Source organism: Lactiplantibacillus songbeiensis (assembly GCF_005405125.1).
GTDB lineage: Bacteria > Bacillota > Bacilli > Lactobacillales > Lactobacillaceae > Lactiplantibacillus > Lactiplantibacillus songbeiensis.
On sequence record NZ_BJDL01000019.1, the window covers coordinates 43,284 to 58,440 of the forward strand.

Annotated in this window: 19 protein-coding genes, 1 tRNA gene, 1 CRISPR repeat array and 1 other annotated feature; of the genes, 2 read left to right on the forward strand and 18 right to left on the reverse strand. The window is 44.2% G+C overall.

Features of this window, described 5'->3' with window-relative positions:
* Window positions 1–26: 26 nt before the first annotated feature.
* From FFM77_RS07795 to FFM77_RS07860, 14 genes are all read right to left on the reverse strand, one after another.
* Window positions 27–485 carry an arginine repressor gene (locus tag FFM77_RS07795; RefSeq protein WP_137635210.1) on the reverse strand — a complete coding sequence of 153 codons (459 nt, stop codon included), beginning with the start codon at window positions 483–485 and terminating at the stop codon, window positions 27–29.
* An 88-nt stretch (window positions 486–573) separates the two neighbouring features.
* Window positions 574–1,389, reverse strand: coding sequence for a TlyA family RNA methyltransferase (locus FFM77_RS07800; RefSeq protein WP_137635211.1), 816 nt, complete (start codon window positions 1,387–1,389; stop codon window positions 574–576).
* Window positions 1,390–1,400: 11 nt separating this feature from the next.
* On the reverse strand, window positions 1,401–2,291 hold the full coding sequence (locus tag FFM77_RS07805) for a polyprenyl synthetase family protein (RefSeq protein WP_137635212.1): 891 nt from the start codon (window positions 2,289–2,291) through the stop codon (window positions 1,401–1,403).
* A complete protein-coding gene (locus FFM77_RS07810) occupies window positions 2,284–2,523 on the reverse strand; it encodes an exodeoxyribonuclease VII small subunit (RefSeq protein ID WP_137635213.1) in 240 nt (79 codons plus the stop codon). The genes FFM77_RS07805 and FFM77_RS07810 overlap by 8 nt, the downstream gene beginning before the upstream one ends.
* A complete protein-coding gene (gene xseA / locus FFM77_RS07815) occupies window positions 2,516–3,868 on the reverse strand; it encodes an exodeoxyribonuclease VII large subunit (protein WP_137635214.1) in 1,353 nt (450 codons plus the stop codon). Before xseA ends, FFM77_RS07810 begins: the two co-directional genes overlap by 8 nt.
* Window positions 3,861–4,721, reverse strand: coding sequence for a bifunctional 5,10-methylenetetrahydrofolate dehydrogenase/5,10-methenyltetrahydrofolate cyclohydrolase (locus FFM77_RS07820; RefSeq protein WP_137635215.1), 861 nt, complete (start codon window positions 4,719–4,721; stop codon window positions 3,861–3,863). Before FFM77_RS07820 ends, xseA begins: the two co-directional genes overlap by 8 nt.
* A gap of 144 nt (window positions 4,722–4,865) precedes the next feature.
* Window positions 4,866–5,285: a transcription antitermination factor NusB gene (gene nusB, locus FFM77_RS07825; RefSeq protein WP_137635216.1), complete on the reverse strand. Its 420-nt coding sequence runs from the start codon at window positions 5,283–5,285 to the stop codon at window positions 4,866–4,868.
* Window positions 5,282–5,740 carry an Asp23/Gls24 family envelope stress response protein gene (locus FFM77_RS07830; RefSeq protein WP_137635217.1) on the reverse strand — a complete coding sequence of 153 codons (459 nt, stop codon included), beginning with the start codon at window positions 5,738–5,740 and terminating at the stop codon, window positions 5,282–5,284. The genes nusB and FFM77_RS07830 overlap by 4 nt, the downstream gene beginning before the upstream one ends.
* Window positions 5,741–5,783: 43 nt before the next feature.
* Window positions 5,784–6,341 carry an elongation factor P gene (efp, locus tag FFM77_RS07835; RefSeq protein ID WP_137635218.1) on the reverse strand — a complete coding sequence of 186 codons (558 nt, stop codon included), beginning with the start codon at window positions 6,339–6,341 and terminating at the stop codon, window positions 5,784–5,786.
* A 67-nt stretch (window positions 6,342–6,408) separates the two neighbouring features.
* Entirely contained in the window at window positions 6,409–7,473 is a 1,065-nt protein-coding gene (locus FFM77_RS07840; protein ID WP_137635219.1) for a M24 family metallopeptidase, read from the reverse strand.
* A 123-nt stretch (window positions 7,474–7,596) separates the two neighbouring features.
* The gene (gene rpmA / locus FFM77_RS07845) at window positions 7,597–7,875 is read right to left on the reverse strand and encodes a 50S ribosomal protein L27 (protein WP_130843822.1); all 279 of its coding nucleotides are present in this window, start codon (window positions 7,873–7,875) and stop codon (window positions 7,597–7,599) included.
* 24 nt (window positions 7,876–7,899) lie between these two features.
* Window positions 7,900–8,235 (reverse strand): ribosomal-processing cysteine protease Prp, encoded by a 336-nt coding sequence (locus FFM77_RS07850; protein ID WP_137635220.1) that lies wholly within the window; start codon window positions 8,233–8,235, stop codon window positions 7,900–7,902.
* 20 nt (window positions 8,236–8,255) lie between these two features.
* Entirely contained in the window at window positions 8,256–8,564 is a 309-nt protein-coding gene (gene rplU / locus FFM77_RS07855; RefSeq protein WP_137635221.1) for a 50S ribosomal protein L21, read from the reverse strand.
* A 22-nt stretch (window positions 8,565–8,586) separates the two neighbouring features.
* Window positions 8,587–8,659 (reverse strand) — a sequence feature (ribosomal protein L21 leader region).
* 62 nt (window positions 8,660–8,721) lie between these two features.
* The gene (locus tag FFM77_RS07860; protein WP_137635222.1) at window positions 8,722–9,351 is read right to left on the reverse strand and encodes a TetR/AcrR family transcriptional regulator; all 630 of its coding nucleotides are present in this window, start codon (window positions 9,349–9,351) and stop codon (window positions 8,722–8,724) included.
* Window positions 9,352–9,559: 208 nt separating this feature from the next.
* Between FFM77_RS07860 and FFM77_RS07865 the strand changes: the two genes are divergently transcribed.
* Window positions 9,560–9,715, forward strand: coding sequence for a hypothetical protein (locus FFM77_RS07865; RefSeq protein ID WP_137635223.1), 156 nt, complete (start codon window positions 9,560–9,562; stop codon window positions 9,713–9,715).
* A gap of 104 nt (window positions 9,716–9,819) precedes the next feature.
* Here the strand turns inward: FFM77_RS07865 and FFM77_RS14245 are convergent, their stop codons facing one another.
* Both FFM77_RS14245 and FFM77_RS07870 read right to left on the reverse strand, forming a co-directional pair.
* Window positions 9,820–9,945 (reverse strand): hypothetical protein, encoded by a 126-nt coding sequence (locus FFM77_RS14245; RefSeq protein ID WP_263390483.1) that lies wholly within the window; start codon window positions 9,943–9,945, stop codon window positions 9,820–9,822.
* A gap of 187 nt (window positions 9,946–10,132) precedes the next feature.
* Window positions 10,133–10,852: a hypothetical protein gene (locus FFM77_RS07870; protein WP_137635224.1), complete on the reverse strand. Its 720-nt coding sequence runs from the start codon at window positions 10,850–10,852 to the stop codon at window positions 10,133–10,135.
* Between the two features lie 449 nt (window positions 10,853–11,301).
* Window positions 11,302–13,584: a CRISPR direct-repeat array (repeat unit 28 nt; unit sequence GTATTCCCCACGTATGTAGGGATGATCC).
* Between the two features lie 160 nt (window positions 13,585–13,744).
* Here FFM77_RS07870 and FFM77_RS07875 point away from each other — a divergent pair.
* A tRNA-Arg gene (locus FFM77_RS07875) sits at window positions 13,745–13,818 on the forward strand.
* A gap of 354 nt (window positions 13,819–14,172) precedes the next feature.
* Here the strand turns inward: FFM77_RS07875 and FFM77_RS07880 are convergent.
* A complete protein-coding gene (locus tag FFM77_RS07880; RefSeq protein WP_137635225.1) occupies window positions 14,173–14,445 on the reverse strand; it encodes a hypothetical protein in 273 nt (90 codons plus the stop codon).
* Between the two features lie 162 nt (window positions 14,446–14,607).
* Entirely contained in the window at window positions 14,608–15,147 is a 540-nt protein-coding gene (locus FFM77_RS07885; protein WP_137635226.1) for a dUTPase, read from the reverse strand.
* Window positions 15,148–15,157: the final 10 nt, after the last annotated feature.

The window sequence follows — 15,157 nt, forward strand, 5'->3', positions numbered from 1 at the left end:
GGTCTGTGATAACCATCCAGTCAACCTTAGTTATCGCTTAATAGTCGCTGAAGCGTTTGTTGTAAATCCAAGGTGGCATCCAGCGACTTGCCGATGATTAATACAGTATCATCATCGCCTAACGTCCCAAAGACATTGTCATAGTGCATCGCTTCAATCAACGACGCTAACGCGGGTCCGTTTCCAGGTAAAACCTTGATCAACACGAATTTATCTTGCGTCGCATAAGACACGTAAGCATCCTTTAACGTCCGCCGCAACTTCTTTTCCGTATCCATCTTCTTTTGGACCGGCATACTATAATGGTAGCCGCCCGTCACCGAGGGCACTTTGACCAGTTGCATGTCTTTAATATCTCGCGAAATTGTGGCCTGCGTGACATCAATATTCTCGGCACGTAATAATCTGACAAAGTCTTCTTGTCGTTCAATTTCGTTTGAACTTAACAATCGTTTAATATAGCGTTGGCGTTCTTGCTTCTTCAAACCGATCACCCCCGGAGTCTTTCTGATAACTTTATAGTCATATGATAAGCTATTATGCATAAATATGAAAGGCTCGTTTTAAAATCGCTTACTTATTCAATTGATCGTAAGCATTTTGTTGGGTCTGTTCGATCGAAACTGTCGGCGCAATCGTCGCAGTCTGGTCAGTCGCTTGCAAATGAATCAAGAATTCAATATTGCCTTCGCCACCCTTGATTGGTGAATAATCCAACCCTAAGACGTTATAACCGGCCGTTTGGGCGAAGGTCACAATATCCGTTAAAACGCCAGTATGCACACTGTGGTCACGTACAATCCCATGTTTGCCGACATTTTCACGACCAGCTTCGAATTGTGGCTTAATCAACGCGACCACTTCACCACCGTTTTCAATAATCGCATGTAATGGCGGTAAGATGAGATGCAGCGAAATGAAAGACACGTCAATGGACGCAAAACTTGGTTGGCCACGCGTAAAGTCCGCTAACTTGCTGTAACGGAAGTTCGTATGTTCCATGACTTCAACGCGTGGGTCTTGCCGCAGCTTCCAAACAAGTTGATTGCTACCGACATCTAGCGCATAGCTCATTTGCGCCCCATTTTGTAACATCACATCGGTGAAACCGCCCGTGGAAGAGCCAATGTCCAACACAATACGATCACTAACGTCAATCTCAAAACTCTTTAACGCTTTCTCTAACTTCAAGCCGCCCCGTGAGACGTACGGCATCGGCTTGCCTTTTAAATGTAATTCAGTCGTGACTGGAATCTTCACACCCGGCTTATCCAGCCGTTCTTCATTGACCCCTAAGATTTCACCAGCCATTACTGCCCGCTTGGCTTTCTCGCGTGTGTCAAATAACCCCTGTTGTACTAATAAGACGTCGATCCGTTCTTTTTCCATCTAATAATCCTCTAATTCGTAAAATACGTTAAAAATGATGCTAATAACGCGGTATCTGTCTGACTTAACGCTTCCGTGCGGTCGAGGGCCGTTTGCGCACTCGCCACCGCCGTTTTCAACGCTTGTCGCGCACCGGCAAGCCCCAACAAACCGGGATACGTATTCTTATGTTCACCAGCATCCTTATGCGTCGCTTTTCCAAGTTGCGCCGGCGTACTGGTAACATCCAAAATATCATCATAAATCTGAAAAGCTAACCCAAAAGCATCGCCAAACGCGGTCAATGCGGCTTGAACTGGTTCACTAACACCAGCCTGAATGGCTCCCGCCAAGACGGCATAGTGAATCAAGGCCCCCGTCTTTTCGCGATGTAATTGTTGCAAGACGGGTAAGGTCAATTGCGTCCCCGTCGATTTAACATCAGCGACTTGACCGGCAACCATCCCTTGTGGCCCTGCGGCTTGCGCCAAGCCTAACGTCAGCTTAGCCAGTTTGTCCGCTGGCAAGCCGCTATCAGCCAACCATTGAAAGGCTAATGGCTGCAGCGCATCGCCCGCTAGAATCGCCAAGTCTTCACCAAACTTGACATGACTGGTTGGCTGGCCACGGCGCAAGGCATCATTATCCATGGCTGGTAAATCGTCATGGATTAACGAATAAGTATGCATTAACTCCAGCGCCACACTAGCCCGTAATTCCGCGGCCGTAATCGGCTGGTTAAACGTGGTCAATACCGCTAAACTCAATAGCGGCCGCAACCGTTTGCCACCAGCTAAGACCGAATAACGCATGGCAGCCGTTAACTCAACGCGATCACTGACCTCACGTAGATTCTCATCTAAGTAAGTATTCACACGTGGCACCCAAGTTGCTTCAAAATCGGCTAATAACTGCCTATTCATTGACGTCAGGGGCTTTCGGTTGTTCAAATGGCACTTCATTGCCATTTTCGTCCATCATCTTTGTTAACGTCTTTTCGGCTCCAGCAAGGGTGGCTTGTAATTGTTTACTCAAAGCGACGCCCTTTTGGAACTGGTCTAAAGCTTGTTCCAATGGGACATCGCCGCTTTCTAATTGGTTTACGATTGTTTCTAAACTGGTTAAGTTTGCTTCAAAAGTTGGTTTATCAGCCATTTGTTTTTCCTCCATCGACCTTACTAATTTTCGCCGTTGCTTGCCCATCTGCCAAGTGAATCTGGACAGTCTGGTCTGGCGCTAAGGCAGTTGCCGAACGCACAATCTGATCATCGTGTGTGACAAAGGCATAGCCCCGCCCCATAATCTTCAACGGACTCAATAGATCCAGCGATTGAATGGCACGTGCCAGCTGTTGCTGCTTGGCGTTCATCAATAGCGTGGTCCCGCGATTAAGTCGTTGTTGCAGATTGGTTAATTGGGTCTGTGCTTGACGAACCCGATGAATCGGGGTCTGCTGAGCCAGCCGTTGCGTCACTCGTTGCGCTTGTTGTTGCGCCTGTGCCACATTTTGTTGGCCAGCTTGCTTTAAACGTTCATTTAAAAAATCTAATTTCTGTAAATAGCCTTCATACAGCCGATTCGGTTGGGTAAAGACGTAGGATGCTTGTAGCTTAGCGAGACGTTGCCGATCATGTTGGACCAGGTTCTGAAAAGCATTGAAGACTCGGGTCTGGTCCTGATTAAGTTGCAGCATAACTTCATTGAAGACTGGCACCGCAAGTTCTGCGGCCGCGGTCGGTGTCGCCGCTCGGACATCCGCTACAAGGTCGGCAATCGTCGTATCGGTTTCATGACCGACTGACGAGATCACGGGCAAGGCACTGTCCGCAATCGCTCGCGCCACCACTTCTTCATTAAACGGCCATAAATCTTCGATCGAACCACCCCCACGCCCAATAATCAGCGTGTCAAAGTTGCCCGCTTGATTAGCCCGGGCGATTTGTCGCGCAATCTCTGGTGCAGCCGCATCACCTTGCACTTGGGCGGGATACAGCACAATCTGTGCAATTGGAAAGCGGCGACGCGTGGTCGTGATAATATCACGAATAACCGCCCCGCTTGGACTAGTCACCACAGCGATTCGTTTAGGGAAACGCGGCAAGGGCTTTTTAGCCGCACTAAATAGCCCTTCCGTTGCTAACTTCTTTTTTAATTGTTCATAAGCTTGATACAAGGCCCCCACGCCATCGGGTTCCATGCGTTCAATATAAATCTGATAGCTACCGCTGGGTTCATATAACCCAATCCGGCCAACGACCATGACTTTCATCCCAACTTCTGGTTGAAATTTCACTTTGGCAAAAGCCGAGCGAAACATGATGGCTGAAATCTTGGCATGGTCATCTTTGAGACTAAAATATTGATGGGCATTCGCCCGCGGACGATAGTTAGAAATCTCCCCCGTTAAATAGACTTTGCCTAGATACGGATCAACTTCAAATTTACGTTTTAAATATTGGGTCAACGCGGAGACTGTCAAGTAATCTTGACTGTTACTCACTCAAATCACTCCATTTTGCTAATTCAACGGTCGTCTGCATCAAAGTGGCAATCGTCATTGGACCGACACCACCAGGGACTGGGGTAATCAACCCAGCTACCCCTTGGGCCGAATCAAAGTCAACGTCACCGACCAACTTACCGTTTTCATCACGATCCATCCCCACATCAATGACCGTCGCACCTGGCTTGATATCGGCACCCGTAATCAGATGGGCAATCCCCGTAGCCACGACTAAGATATCCGCAGTACGTGCTAAAGCTTTCAGATCTTTCGTCCGACTATGCGCAATTGTGACCGTCGCATTGGCATTCGTCAATAATGCAGCCATCGGTTTCCCGACAATCGTACTACGCCCAATCACGACTGCGGTCTTACCAGCTGGATCGACATCATAGGCATGTAGTAAAGTCATAATGCCCCGTGGCGTATTGGCCACCGGATAGTTGCCAGGGAAGTTGGTAATCAGCTTGCCCATATTGGTGGGATGGAACCCATCAACGTCTTTTTGCGGATCAATGGCCAAGGTAATCAGTGGTTCATTGATCTGCTTAGGTAATGGCGACTGAACCAAAATGCCGTGAATCTGATCATCAGCATTATATTCAGCAATGATTGATAGTAATTCCGCTTGGGTCGTCGTTGCCGGTAATTCCCGAACAACAGAATGCATCCCGAGCTTAGTAGCCTTGCGATTCTTATTCCGTACATAAATTTGACTAGCCGGATCGGCCCCAACAATAATCACTGCGATGCCCGGTTGGACACCCTGCGCAGCTAATGTCGCAACCTCATTTTGAGTGGCTTCATTGACTTGTTTAGCGACTTGTTTACCATCAATAATTGTTGTCACACCTGTCACGCTCCTTCGTTTGTCTTTTCCCATTTTATCATATTCTAAGCGGTGATAAATAGCGGGTTTACTTAGAAAGTGTTAAAAAAAGCCTGGCAATCTGCCAGGCTTTCAAGGTTGAACATCATATTGTTCGGTTTTAGACTAAATCGTATCGTGGGTAACGGCCTTACCTAAGACCCCACTCACGAACTTCCGAGATTGATCATCACTGAAAGCTTTCGTTAATTCGATTGCTTCATTGACAGCCACTTTACCTGGAACGTCATCGACATAATTCAATTCATAAAAGGCAATTCGCAAGATGATTAAATCCGTCTTGGCTAGCCGGTCAAGTGACCAGGTACTGCTTAAATAAGGTTGAATCAAGCCATCTAATTCCGTCTGATGGGTCAACACTCCCGTCACCAACGTGCTGAGGTAACTGGGAATTTCTAATTCATCAGTTTCATCAGGATTTAGTAACTGTTGATAAAGCTGATTTTCATCAGCTTCCGGATTGGAGTTCAAAGCAAAGAGTGCTTGGAACGCCTTTTCACGGATTTCATGACGCGTTAAACTCAAGATTCTTCACCATCTTCATTTTCATCAGCTTCAGGGTCAGCATCGCCGAAAAGATTATTCGGATCAATGGCGCTTTCCGTCTTTTCGGTAACAATCCCAGTAATGTGAACGTTAACTTCACTCAATGCCAAATCAGTCATGAATAAAATCTGTTGCTTAATCTTATCCTGAATCGCTAAAGCGACTTTTGGTACGGACACGCCGTAATCTAAGTAAGCATAGACATCCACACTGATCTGATCATCGACAATCGTTAACTTAACACCTTTACCAAGACTCTTCTTGCGACCGAACAACTCATTTACACTGGAAGAAATCGAGCCGCGCATGCGGTTGACGCCATCAATTTGGCTTACCGCGATACCAACGATTATCTCAAGCACTTCAGGTGCAATTTGAATTTGTCCTAAGCTGGGTTCTTTACTTTGTAACGTAATGTTGCTACTTTCAGCCATTTTGACATTCCTCCAATTCCATGTTTGTCGGTACTAGATCACCTTAAGCCCGAGAAACGTAAGTGCTATCAACGGTGTTGACGATTAACTTGTCGCCCGCCTTAACGAAGAATGGCACTTGGATAATCGCACCAGTTTCCAACGTTGCTGGCTTGGAACCACCAGAAGCGGTGTCCCCTTTAATGCCAGGTTCCGTATCAGAAACTTCAAGCGTAACGGTATTAGGTAATTCGATGCCTAACACTTCGTTGTTATACAAGGTTACTTGAACTTCCATGTTTTCCTTCAAGAACTTCAATTCAGTTTGAATATGGTCCCCAGGAATTTCAATTTGTTCGTAAGTATCCGTGTTCATGAAGACATAGTTGTCACCGTCTTCATAAAGGTATTGCATCGTGCTCTTTTCGATTGGTGCTTGTTCCATCTTAGCACCGGCACGGAAAGTCTTATCTTGAACGGCACCCGTCCGCAAGTTCTTAAGCTTTGACCGTACGAAGGCACCACCCTTACCAGGCTTAACGTGCTGGAATTCCACGATACGCCAAATGGCATGGTCTACTTCAATTGTTAAACCGTTTTTAAAATCTGCTGTTGAAATCATTTAAAGTCCTCCTATGAAGATATCTTTATTACTATAACAAGTGAGCGCCGTTGTGGCAACTGTCTTGTTACAAAATTAGTAAATTGCGGGTCGCTTGCGTTAACCGCTCGTGACCAGTCGCAGTAACTAAAATGTCATCTTCGATTCGCATGCCACCGAGATCTGGGAAATAAACGCCCGGTTCGACGGTCACAACACTATCGGCAACTAACATTTCAGGACTGCGTTTTGAAATTAACGGCGCTTCGTGAATCGCTAAACCAATCCCATGGCCCATGCCATGGTTAAAGGCCTCGCCATACCCAGCTGCCGTAATTAAGTCGCGGCCAATCTGATCAAGATCCGCCCCAATCGCACCGGGACGCACTTGGTCAATCACGGCCTGTTGCGCTGATTGCACGACTTGGTAAGCTTTTTTGAGCTTCACATCAGGTTCACCGAGGGCAAAAGTCCGCGTCATATCCGAGGTGTAGCCATTTAAAAAGTAGCCAAAGTCCAAGGTCACTAGCTGACCAGCTGTCAGCCGGGCTTGCGAGGCCGTACCATGAGGTAACGCGGCCCGTGCGCCACCTAACACGATTGTCGTGAAAGATGGCCCACTGGCGCCACGTGACCGCATAAAGGCATCTAGCAAGTTGCTGACATCAATCTCACGCATTCCTGGCCGCACGAGACTGGTGACATACTCAAAACCAGCATCGGCCAATTGGGCGGAAGCACGTAAGGCGTCAATTTCGGCGGCACTTTTAGTTTCACGTAATTGATCGACCACTGCCGGCAAAGCAACGAGGTCACTGGTGAGGTTCTCATCCAGATAACTATAGGCCTGATAAGGCAAGTCATCTTCAAACCCCATCACACCGGTCTGGGTCTGCGCAATCACCTCACAGACCGCGGCAAGGTAGTCACGGGTGATGATCAAGTGCTGATCGTCATACTGATCTGCAAACGCCGTCTGATACCGAGAATCGGTAATCAAGTAAACGGTATCATGCAGGACCAATAAATAACCGGCACCTGCCAAATCCGGCATGGCGGTTAAATATTGTAAATTGCTATCACTGGCGACTAAAAAGGCGTCAATCTTAAGCTGGTCAAACTTGGCTTGTAAGCGTGCAATTCGACTTAACATGTTGTCACTCCCATCATTAACACCGTCCATTATACCAAACTTCGGCAATAACGCGCAGTTTCGTTAAATTTGGTTGTGCCAAGCGTTAAAAAAAGAGCCTCACGCAGAGGCTCTTTCAAAAAATTATTTTGCTGGGTAAACTGAAACTTGGCGCTTGTCGCGACCTTTACGTTCGAAACGAACGACACCGTCAACCTTTGCAAATAATGTATCGTCGCCACCACGGCCAACGTTAACACCAGGGTAAATATGCGTCCCGCGTTGACGGTAAAGGATGTTGCCACCTTTAACAGTTTGGCCATCAGCCCGCTTGGCACCTAAACGCCGACCAGCTGAGTCACGACCGTTGGCAGTAGAACCGCCACCTTTATGGTGAGAGAAGAATTGCAAATCCATTTTCATAGTAAGTCCACCTCCGAAATGTGGTTATCGTATTTGCTCACGAACGCGAATATAATCCGCATAGTTCGTGGCCACATCGTTTAATCCGAGTGTGAAACTCGCCAGCAACGTTTGTAATTGCGAATTTGCTAAGTCGAGCTTAGTGAAATCTGCAATTAACAACCCGCCGTTAGTCTCATCACTTTGAATCGCTGGTTTGAGGTGCGCAACTTGTTCAATCCCATTGATTGTACTAATTGCCAACACCGAAACCGCTGCGCAAACGATGTCTTGTCCATAAGCACCTGAGTCAGCATGACCCGTCAAACGAAAGCTGGTGACTTGACCAGCTGGGTTGCGAGTAATCATGGCCTGAATCATAAGTATGCCTACTTTCTTATTTATGCGTTAATTGAGTCGATCGTTACCTTGGTATATGGTTGACGATGACCTTTCTTAGTATGTTGGCCCTTCTTAGCCTTGTACTTGAAAGTAATCACTTTACGTTCGCGGCCTTGTTTTTCAACAGTACCTTCGACCGTCGCACCATCAACAGTAGGGGTACCGATCTTGGTTGAATCGCCACCGACAAAGACTACTTGATCAAAAGTAACCTTTTCGCCTGCAGCAGCATCAAGCTTTTCTACATAGATTGCTTGGCCTGCTTCAACTTTATATTGTTTACCACCAGTTACAATAATTGCGTACACGTTTGTGCACCTCCTTAAATTATGAATCACTTAGACTCGCCAAGTTAAGCGTCATCGCTGAACTTAAGACTCAACTCGTGCGGTTGTAGCTGCAGAAGTCCACAAATACAACATGAAAATATTATCAAATTACTGGCCAGTAGTCAAGCTATAAATGCTACTGCACAAAAAAATCAGTGAAGGTAATATTGCCCACGGTCATTAGATGATGTAATTTTTTGATACATTTGGTTAGATATCGTGGCGTATAGATCATGTCATTTGCCAACCAGTCGGTAATTAATCCAACCGTTGAAGACACATAATACGCAATTTGAATGCTGACTGGAACTTCCAAATCAGCAAATTGATCCTCAAAATCACGGTAGAACCGTTGCATCCAATCCCCTAATTGCGCTGTAATTCGCCGATTAACGGCCAGTTGACTCTGATTAAGCAATAGCGTCTTAAACGCATCAGCATGCTGGTCAATGTACGTTAAGGCCTTTGATAAGGAAAGCACTTGGACACGTCGTAACGGATCAGCGGGGTTCGTAATCACTTCGCTAATCGCTACCGTCACAATCGCTTGTTCAAATAATTCCGTCACCAAGTCATTTAAGGCATGGTTCACAAAATCAGATTTATCTTTATAATGTAAATAAAAGGTTCCGCGGGTCACCTCAGCCGTTGACGTTAATTGTTGAACCGAAATATTTTCAACTTTATGGTCTTGCAGCAACGTGATTAGCGCCTGTCGCAACCGCCGCCGGGTTTTATCCACGCGCGGATCAATCTCATGACTCATTCGACTTCCCTACTTTCTAAAATAAATATAACATCAAAAGTAAAAGTCGTCTATTTATTGCAATAACCAAGACGGAAAAGGATAAAGCGTCCATCATTTAGCAATTAATTTCAAAAAAAATCGATTTTTTGTTAATTTTAGTTGCAATATATGTCGTTTATGCTTTACAATAATTATCATTGGACTAAAAGAAGGAGGAATTTCTCTCATGACTGAAGTACGTAAACCATATAACACATGGGCAACACGTCGTCCAGTTGCTGACAAGCAAAAGCGGATTCGTCGCGAAAAGCAAACTGCTGCGATCCAACGTTTTGCTGCTGGTAAAACTGAAACGATCGAAGCAACCCCAAAAATCAAGTAATCAATCAAAAAAAGAACTGGCCAGTTAATGGTCAGTTCTTTTTTTGATTGTTTGATTGTAATTAACGTGCACGGTGTGCGGTTACTAAAGAAACTCCCGAATGCCTAGCGGTTATTACGGGAGGCGGTAAAATGTTTACTGCTTGCATTCTCCTTAGCAACAAAGTTTGTATAATATTGCACGCCACCGGCAATGGCAATAATGCCGACAATTGCTAATACTGGACCCATAAGCGTTTCTCCTTCCCTGTTACATTTATATTATCGTTATGTTACAGGAATATTTCAAGGGAAATGCACTAATTTTTTGTTAGTTTTGGGGAATTTTGGGATTCTTTAGGCTTTCTTAAGTTATTAAATGAAAACGATCAATAAAAAAAGAGACTGTTTATCGATTCCAGCCTCTTCACCTGATCTTCTATTTTAAGTTCTCCATTAAACCTGCCATCACATCCGCAATGTTTGTCATTTTTGAATTAACTAAGTCAACAGTGTCATCATTAATTGACGTATTACTCAAATCGTCTACCATTGCATTAAGATTTGCTTTTTGAGTAGTCGTGAAGTGAGATTTAAACAAATCATATACTTCTAACAGCACTTTTCTATTCTTAATAGTTTGGCCTACATCGAAACTGAGAGGACCAAAATCCCATTTGTAACTAATATCACTGCCTATGTCACCGTAACCAGCGTTTACAGATAAAACGCCACTACTTTGAATATCATCCCCGGCACCCGTTAAATATTTATTGTATTTCAAGACTTCATTCTGACGAATCTTTGCAGTATTAACTGGCGCCTTCCCAGCAGTCAAATACTTACTATAAATCCAGCCATGTTTCTTCCCAGCTTTAATATAAGTTAAAGAAGCTTGCTTCTTACCAGTCTTCTTAATCGTTGCTTTCTTAGTACCGTACCAAGTAGTGTACTTATAATTTCTCATATTATGCTTTTTCTTAGTCAATTTGGCACTACTGTAGATATACCCTTTTTTACCATGATAAGCCGTCTTCGCGATGCCAGTCGTCGAAACAACCTTAACCTTGCTAGCTGCGTTAGCCGGGGTAGTCATGCCTGGTGCAACTAATGTCAAACCTAGTACCAGCATTAAGCCAGCTTTTACAAATTTCTTCATCTTAAAACTCCTCCTTTTTTATAAATCTTATTATAGCATCAATCATTTACCCGTCATCGGACTATTGATGATCCTCACGTTGATGTAAACCCAATTTGCTGTCGTGCATTGGTATTTGCCATATTTATTTATATTAATCCACAATTATTTTACTAGCATAACGTCGTCATATGTCGCTCATACTTACCAGGATTAAACGACAAAAATAATTAATTTTTGGTAAAGAAAAATGTATCTCTATCGCTCTCAAAAATATTAGCAACTATAAACAAATTTCAGTTGCCTTGCAGAGACAGCTCATTCTATTCAGTAAGAAAAGTTCTGAGAACTATTGTCAATAATTTATTGCTAAGGTATGCTTTAAATGAAGGCTTGGTTTAGAGGTACAAACTAATTGAATTTGATAGTTATGCAAATTCAAAATGCTGTTATATCAAGGATCTTTTAGTGTATTCCCCACGTATGTAGGGATGATCCCCTGTCTGTGACTCTGAACCGTCTGTGATTAAGGTATTCCCCACGTATGTAGGGATGATCCCGCGCATTCGCCGCTTGATAGATCAGTGTCTGCGTATTCCCCACGTATGTAGGGATGATCCCCAACATTTGGATGGAAAAACGTACACTGAAACGTATTCCCCACGTATGTAGGGATGATCCCACATAATCTTCATTATCTAACGCCATTTAAAAGTATTCCCCACGTATGTAGGGATGATCCCAACTTGGTTGGTTTCTCGTAATTAACGTAGTTGTATTCCCCACGTATGTAGGGATGATCCTGATAAATTCATCGCTAAAAAAGTTCACCGGCTGTATTCCCCACGTATGTAGGGATGATCCTGATGGAACTAGTTTTGATTCTGTTGATCAGTTGTATTCCCCACGTATGTAGGGATGATCCCCAGATGACGGGCAGAAGGTAGGCAATTGTCATGTATTCCCCACGTATGTAGGGATGATCCTAACAGATGGTTTCACAACCCTGAATGGCTTTCGTATTCCCCACGTATGTAGGGATGATCCTATCTGGCGGAAATGTTTTAACCTCACGGCCATGTATTCCCCACGTATGTAGGGATGATCCCCAGACGTGTAAACACGGTCATAATTAAGTTTCGTATTCCCCACGTATGTAGGGATGATCCCCTTCATAATAAAGGCTATCTAAGATACTCCCAGTATTCCCCACGTATGTAGGGATGATCCTTTAAAACGGTACAAGAAGAGCCGGGAAGCGTCGTATTCCCCACGTATGTAGGGATGATCCTAATTATAGATAGTGGTGATGAGGTTCAGAACCGTATTCCCCACGTATGTAGGGATGATCCCGTGAATAAGGATGTTACCAGCATCTTGGAATCGTATTCCCCACGTATGTAGGGATGATCCTTAGAGAATATGGAGATTTTCAAATGATTAAAAGTATTCCCCACGTATGTAGGGATGATCCCTAAAAACTTGTCTGGCGAGTTACTCACTTGGTGTATTCCCCACGTATGTAGGGATGATCCCAACCTTAGGAGGTACTATCATGAACTTAATTGGTATTCCCCACGTATGTAGGGATGATCCTAACTATGCAGCAACTAAGGCCACACGCGCCGAGTATTCCCCACGTATGTAGGGATGATCCCCTGTCGATGGGGATACGAGACTTCCATTTAAAGTATTCCCCACGTATGTAGGGATGATCCTCTGAGCATGAAAAAACCACCGACCGAGTAGGAGTATTCCCCACGTATGTAGGGATGATCCTGAAGCCGATTGGAACGTTTGCGTATTGGCGTCGTATTCCCCACGTATGTAGGGATGATCCTTTCTCTAACTAATTTCTGGTCCAATCCCATCGGTATTCCCCACGTATGTAGGGATGATCCCGCCAGTGGCTACAACCAGTCCTAAGACTGATGGTATTCCCCACGTATGTAGGGATGATCCTTCACTAATCTATGCGATGGTACGAAGCGGTGGGTATTCCCCACGTATGTAGGGATGATCCTGACAATCGTTGACCGAGACTTGTTCACGACTAGTATTCCCCACGTATGTAGGGATGATCCTGACATGGTTCGTTCACATCTTTCATAGATTGAGTATTCCCCACGTATGTAGGGATGATCCTAAATGATTAATCCACTCTTAAAAGAAGAACTCGTATTCCCCACGTATGTAGGGATGATCCTCTTAGTTTCAGCGCCAGTCGTGGCCTCAAACAGTATTCCCCACGTATGTAGGGATGATCCCTGTAATACAGCGGTGTGTAACCCGCTTGCTTAGTATTCCCCACGTATGTAGGGATGATCCTAGGAAAATCCCACGCTGACCGGAAATGGTTGGGTATTCCCCACGTATGTAGGGATGATCCTCAGGCATTTGCGAGTGATAATCGAACTCTATCGTATTCCCCACGTATGTAGGGATGATCCTTATACGGACTATCTATATTATTGGAGTGGTTAGTATTCCCCACGTATGTAGGGATGATCCTGCAGAAACCAATCCTAGAAAATGCGACAGCATGTATTCCCCACGTATGTAGGGATGATCCCATTATGCCCATGGGGAATAATTGCCGGTTGACGTATTCCCCACGTATGTAGGGATGATCCCACATGACGGAAACCAAACCAGAAGTCGATGCAGTATTCCCCACGTATGTAGGGATGATCCGGTATGACTGTGCATTATTTGATAACAGCGTGTATTCCCCACGTTTGTAGGGACGATTTTTCCGATGCAAGATCTAGTAGAAAACAAAATTAATTATGTCTCAAATAATACTACTCACATGAGCTAAAAATTCGTCTTACAAAGCCTTACCACCGCAATTGTTTTTTTAAATAAAAATTGACAGTCTGAACGTTCTTATCTATAATTGTATCTGTTGTTGTCATGGTAGCTCAACTGGATAGAGCATCCGCCTTCTAAGCGGAGGGTTGTGAGTTCAAGTCTCACTCGTGACATATTCGCATAAATTGAAACATTCTCAAAACCAGAAATCATCGTAAACGTTGATTTCTGGTTTTGTTTATATTAAAAAGAAACTGTAATGTAAAATAATTTTTTGCACAAAAAACAACCCTCCACGAACAGCAACAATCATTGACCCATACACACTTATTTAGTTTTAAGTAATCTTATAACTTGTTCAAGTCATTAGGTCAAACCCTAACCCCATAAAAAGACGACCGTCCAGCACGGAACGGCGTCAATATGAATTACTGCTATTTTTGTCGATTTTCCAATAACTCCTTATCAAAAAAGTCCAATAGTGAAATAATCACTACTAGCCCAATAATAATTTGGAATCCCAGTATTTAATCTTCATCTTCTTCAAGATTATAGGCTCTATCATAAAGATCCTGTAATTTTACACCCACTGGCGTCAAGTTTTCTTGCTCATCGTCCATACCTAAAGTTGCTTCCATATCGTTTAAATCTGCCATAAAAGAATCAAATGTCTCAAAGTCTTTAAAATGGATACAAACGGAATCGTCTTGTTTTTTTATCCAGTCGACACCATCCATTATTTCTGCGTCAAGCCCCTTCAATAGCCGATACTCACTTGATGTGATAATAAATGTAAACATTAGTTTTTCCTCCTTGGATGCTGTGGGTTGCCTTAAACTGCATGAGGTCTGCTTCACTCTTACCATCTTGTTAACCAAGGTAATGGCCATTTAAAGTTGAATCGTCGGTCTTTTTCATCACTCTAAAAAAGTGCCACCAGCCCCAGCCAGTCGCACTCCCCTTTAATAATTATTTTCTTGTCGTTCTTCATTCACTTGATTCTTAGCTTCAAAGGCCGCCTGAATCTCATCCTGCTTAAAGCCGAAATCAACCAATCCAATCTTCAAAAAGACATGCCAAGCATGCTGATAACTCACTTGACGATGATCAAAATAAGCATCATACAACAAATGTTTAATCGCCAAATACTGCTTATTTAAATCAGTCGCCTTTTTCTCACCCAGCTCAGCCAAGGCATCGGCGGTCATCGGCATCAAATGCGTCCACTGCTGAATCGCCGCAACTAAGAAGAAGAAATCCATCGCATCGACGTATTCATTTAAAAGGGTCTCACGATGCGTCTTACCCGCATCGGCCTTGCCCTTATGAATCTTCCAAACTTTGAACCATTCGGACGTGTTGGCCATTTCAGCCAGCTCAACGTCTAACGACACCATCGCATTCTGTAACCGTTCGGCTGGCCGCCAGTGAATCGCTTGTTTGGCCGTAATGTCTTGGTCTAATCGAATCGATTGTTGTTGTAATTTCGTTAAATCTAACATCAACACACCT

What these genes read in the sequence shown, in the direction of transcription:
- FFM77_RS07800 (WP_137635211.1), bottom strand. Translation starts at nt 1,389, where the DNA reads ATGGAAAAAGAACGGATCGACGTCTTATTAGTACAACAGGGGTTATTT.
- FFM77_RS07805 (WP_137635212.1), bottom strand. Translation starts at nt 2,291, where the DNA reads ATGAATAGGCAGTTATTAGCCGATTTTGAAGCAACTTGGGTGCCACGT.
- FFM77_RS07810 (WP_137635213.1), bottom strand. Translation starts at nt 2,523, where the DNA reads ATGGCTGATAAACCAACTTTTGAAGCAAACTTAACCAGTTTAGAAACA.
- FFM77_RS07830 (WP_137635217.1), bottom strand. Translation starts at nt 5,740, where the DNA reads ATGGCTGAAAGTAGCAACATTACGTTACAAAGTAAAGAACCCAGCTTA.
- efp (WP_137635218.1), bottom strand. Translation starts at nt 6,341, where the DNA reads ATGATTTCAACAGCAGATTTTAAAAACGGTTTAACAATTGAAGTAGAC.
- FFM77_RS07840 (WP_137635219.1), bottom strand. Translation starts at nt 7,473, where the DNA reads ATGTTAAGTCGAATTGCACGCTTACAAGCCAAGTTTGACCAGCTTAAG.
- rpmA (WP_130843822.1), bottom strand. Translation starts at nt 7,875, where the DNA reads ATGAAAATGGATTTGCAATTCTTCTCTCACCATAAAGGTGGCGGTTCT.
- FFM77_RS07850 (WP_137635220.1), bottom strand. Translation starts at nt 8,235, where the DNA reads ATGATTCAGGCCATGATTACTCGCAACCCAGCTGGTCAAGTCACCAGC.
- FFM77_RS07860 (WP_137635222.1), bottom strand. Translation starts at nt 9,351, where the DNA reads ATGAGTCATGAGATTGATCCGCGCGTGGATAAAACCCGGCGGCGGTTG.
- FFM77_RS07865 (WP_137635223.1), top strand. Translation starts at nt 9,560, where the DNA reads ATGACTGAAGTACGTAAACCATATAACACATGGGCAACACGTCGTCCA.
- FFM77_RS14245 (WP_263390483.1), bottom strand. Translation starts at nt 9,945, where the DNA reads ATGGGTCCAGTATTAGCAATTGTCGGCATTATTGCCATTGCCGGTGGC.
- FFM77_RS07870 (WP_137635224.1), bottom strand. Translation starts at nt 10,852, where the DNA reads ATGAAGAAATTTGTAAAAGCTGGCTTAATGCTGGTACTAGGTTTGACA.
- FFM77_RS07880 (WP_137635225.1), bottom strand. Translation starts at nt 14,445, where the DNA reads ATGTTTACATTTATTATCACATCAAGTGAGTATCGGCTATTGAAGGGG.
- FFM77_RS07885 (WP_137635226.1), bottom strand. Translation starts at nt 15,147, where the DNA reads ATGTTAGATTTAACGAAATTACAACAACAATCGATTCGATTAGACCAA.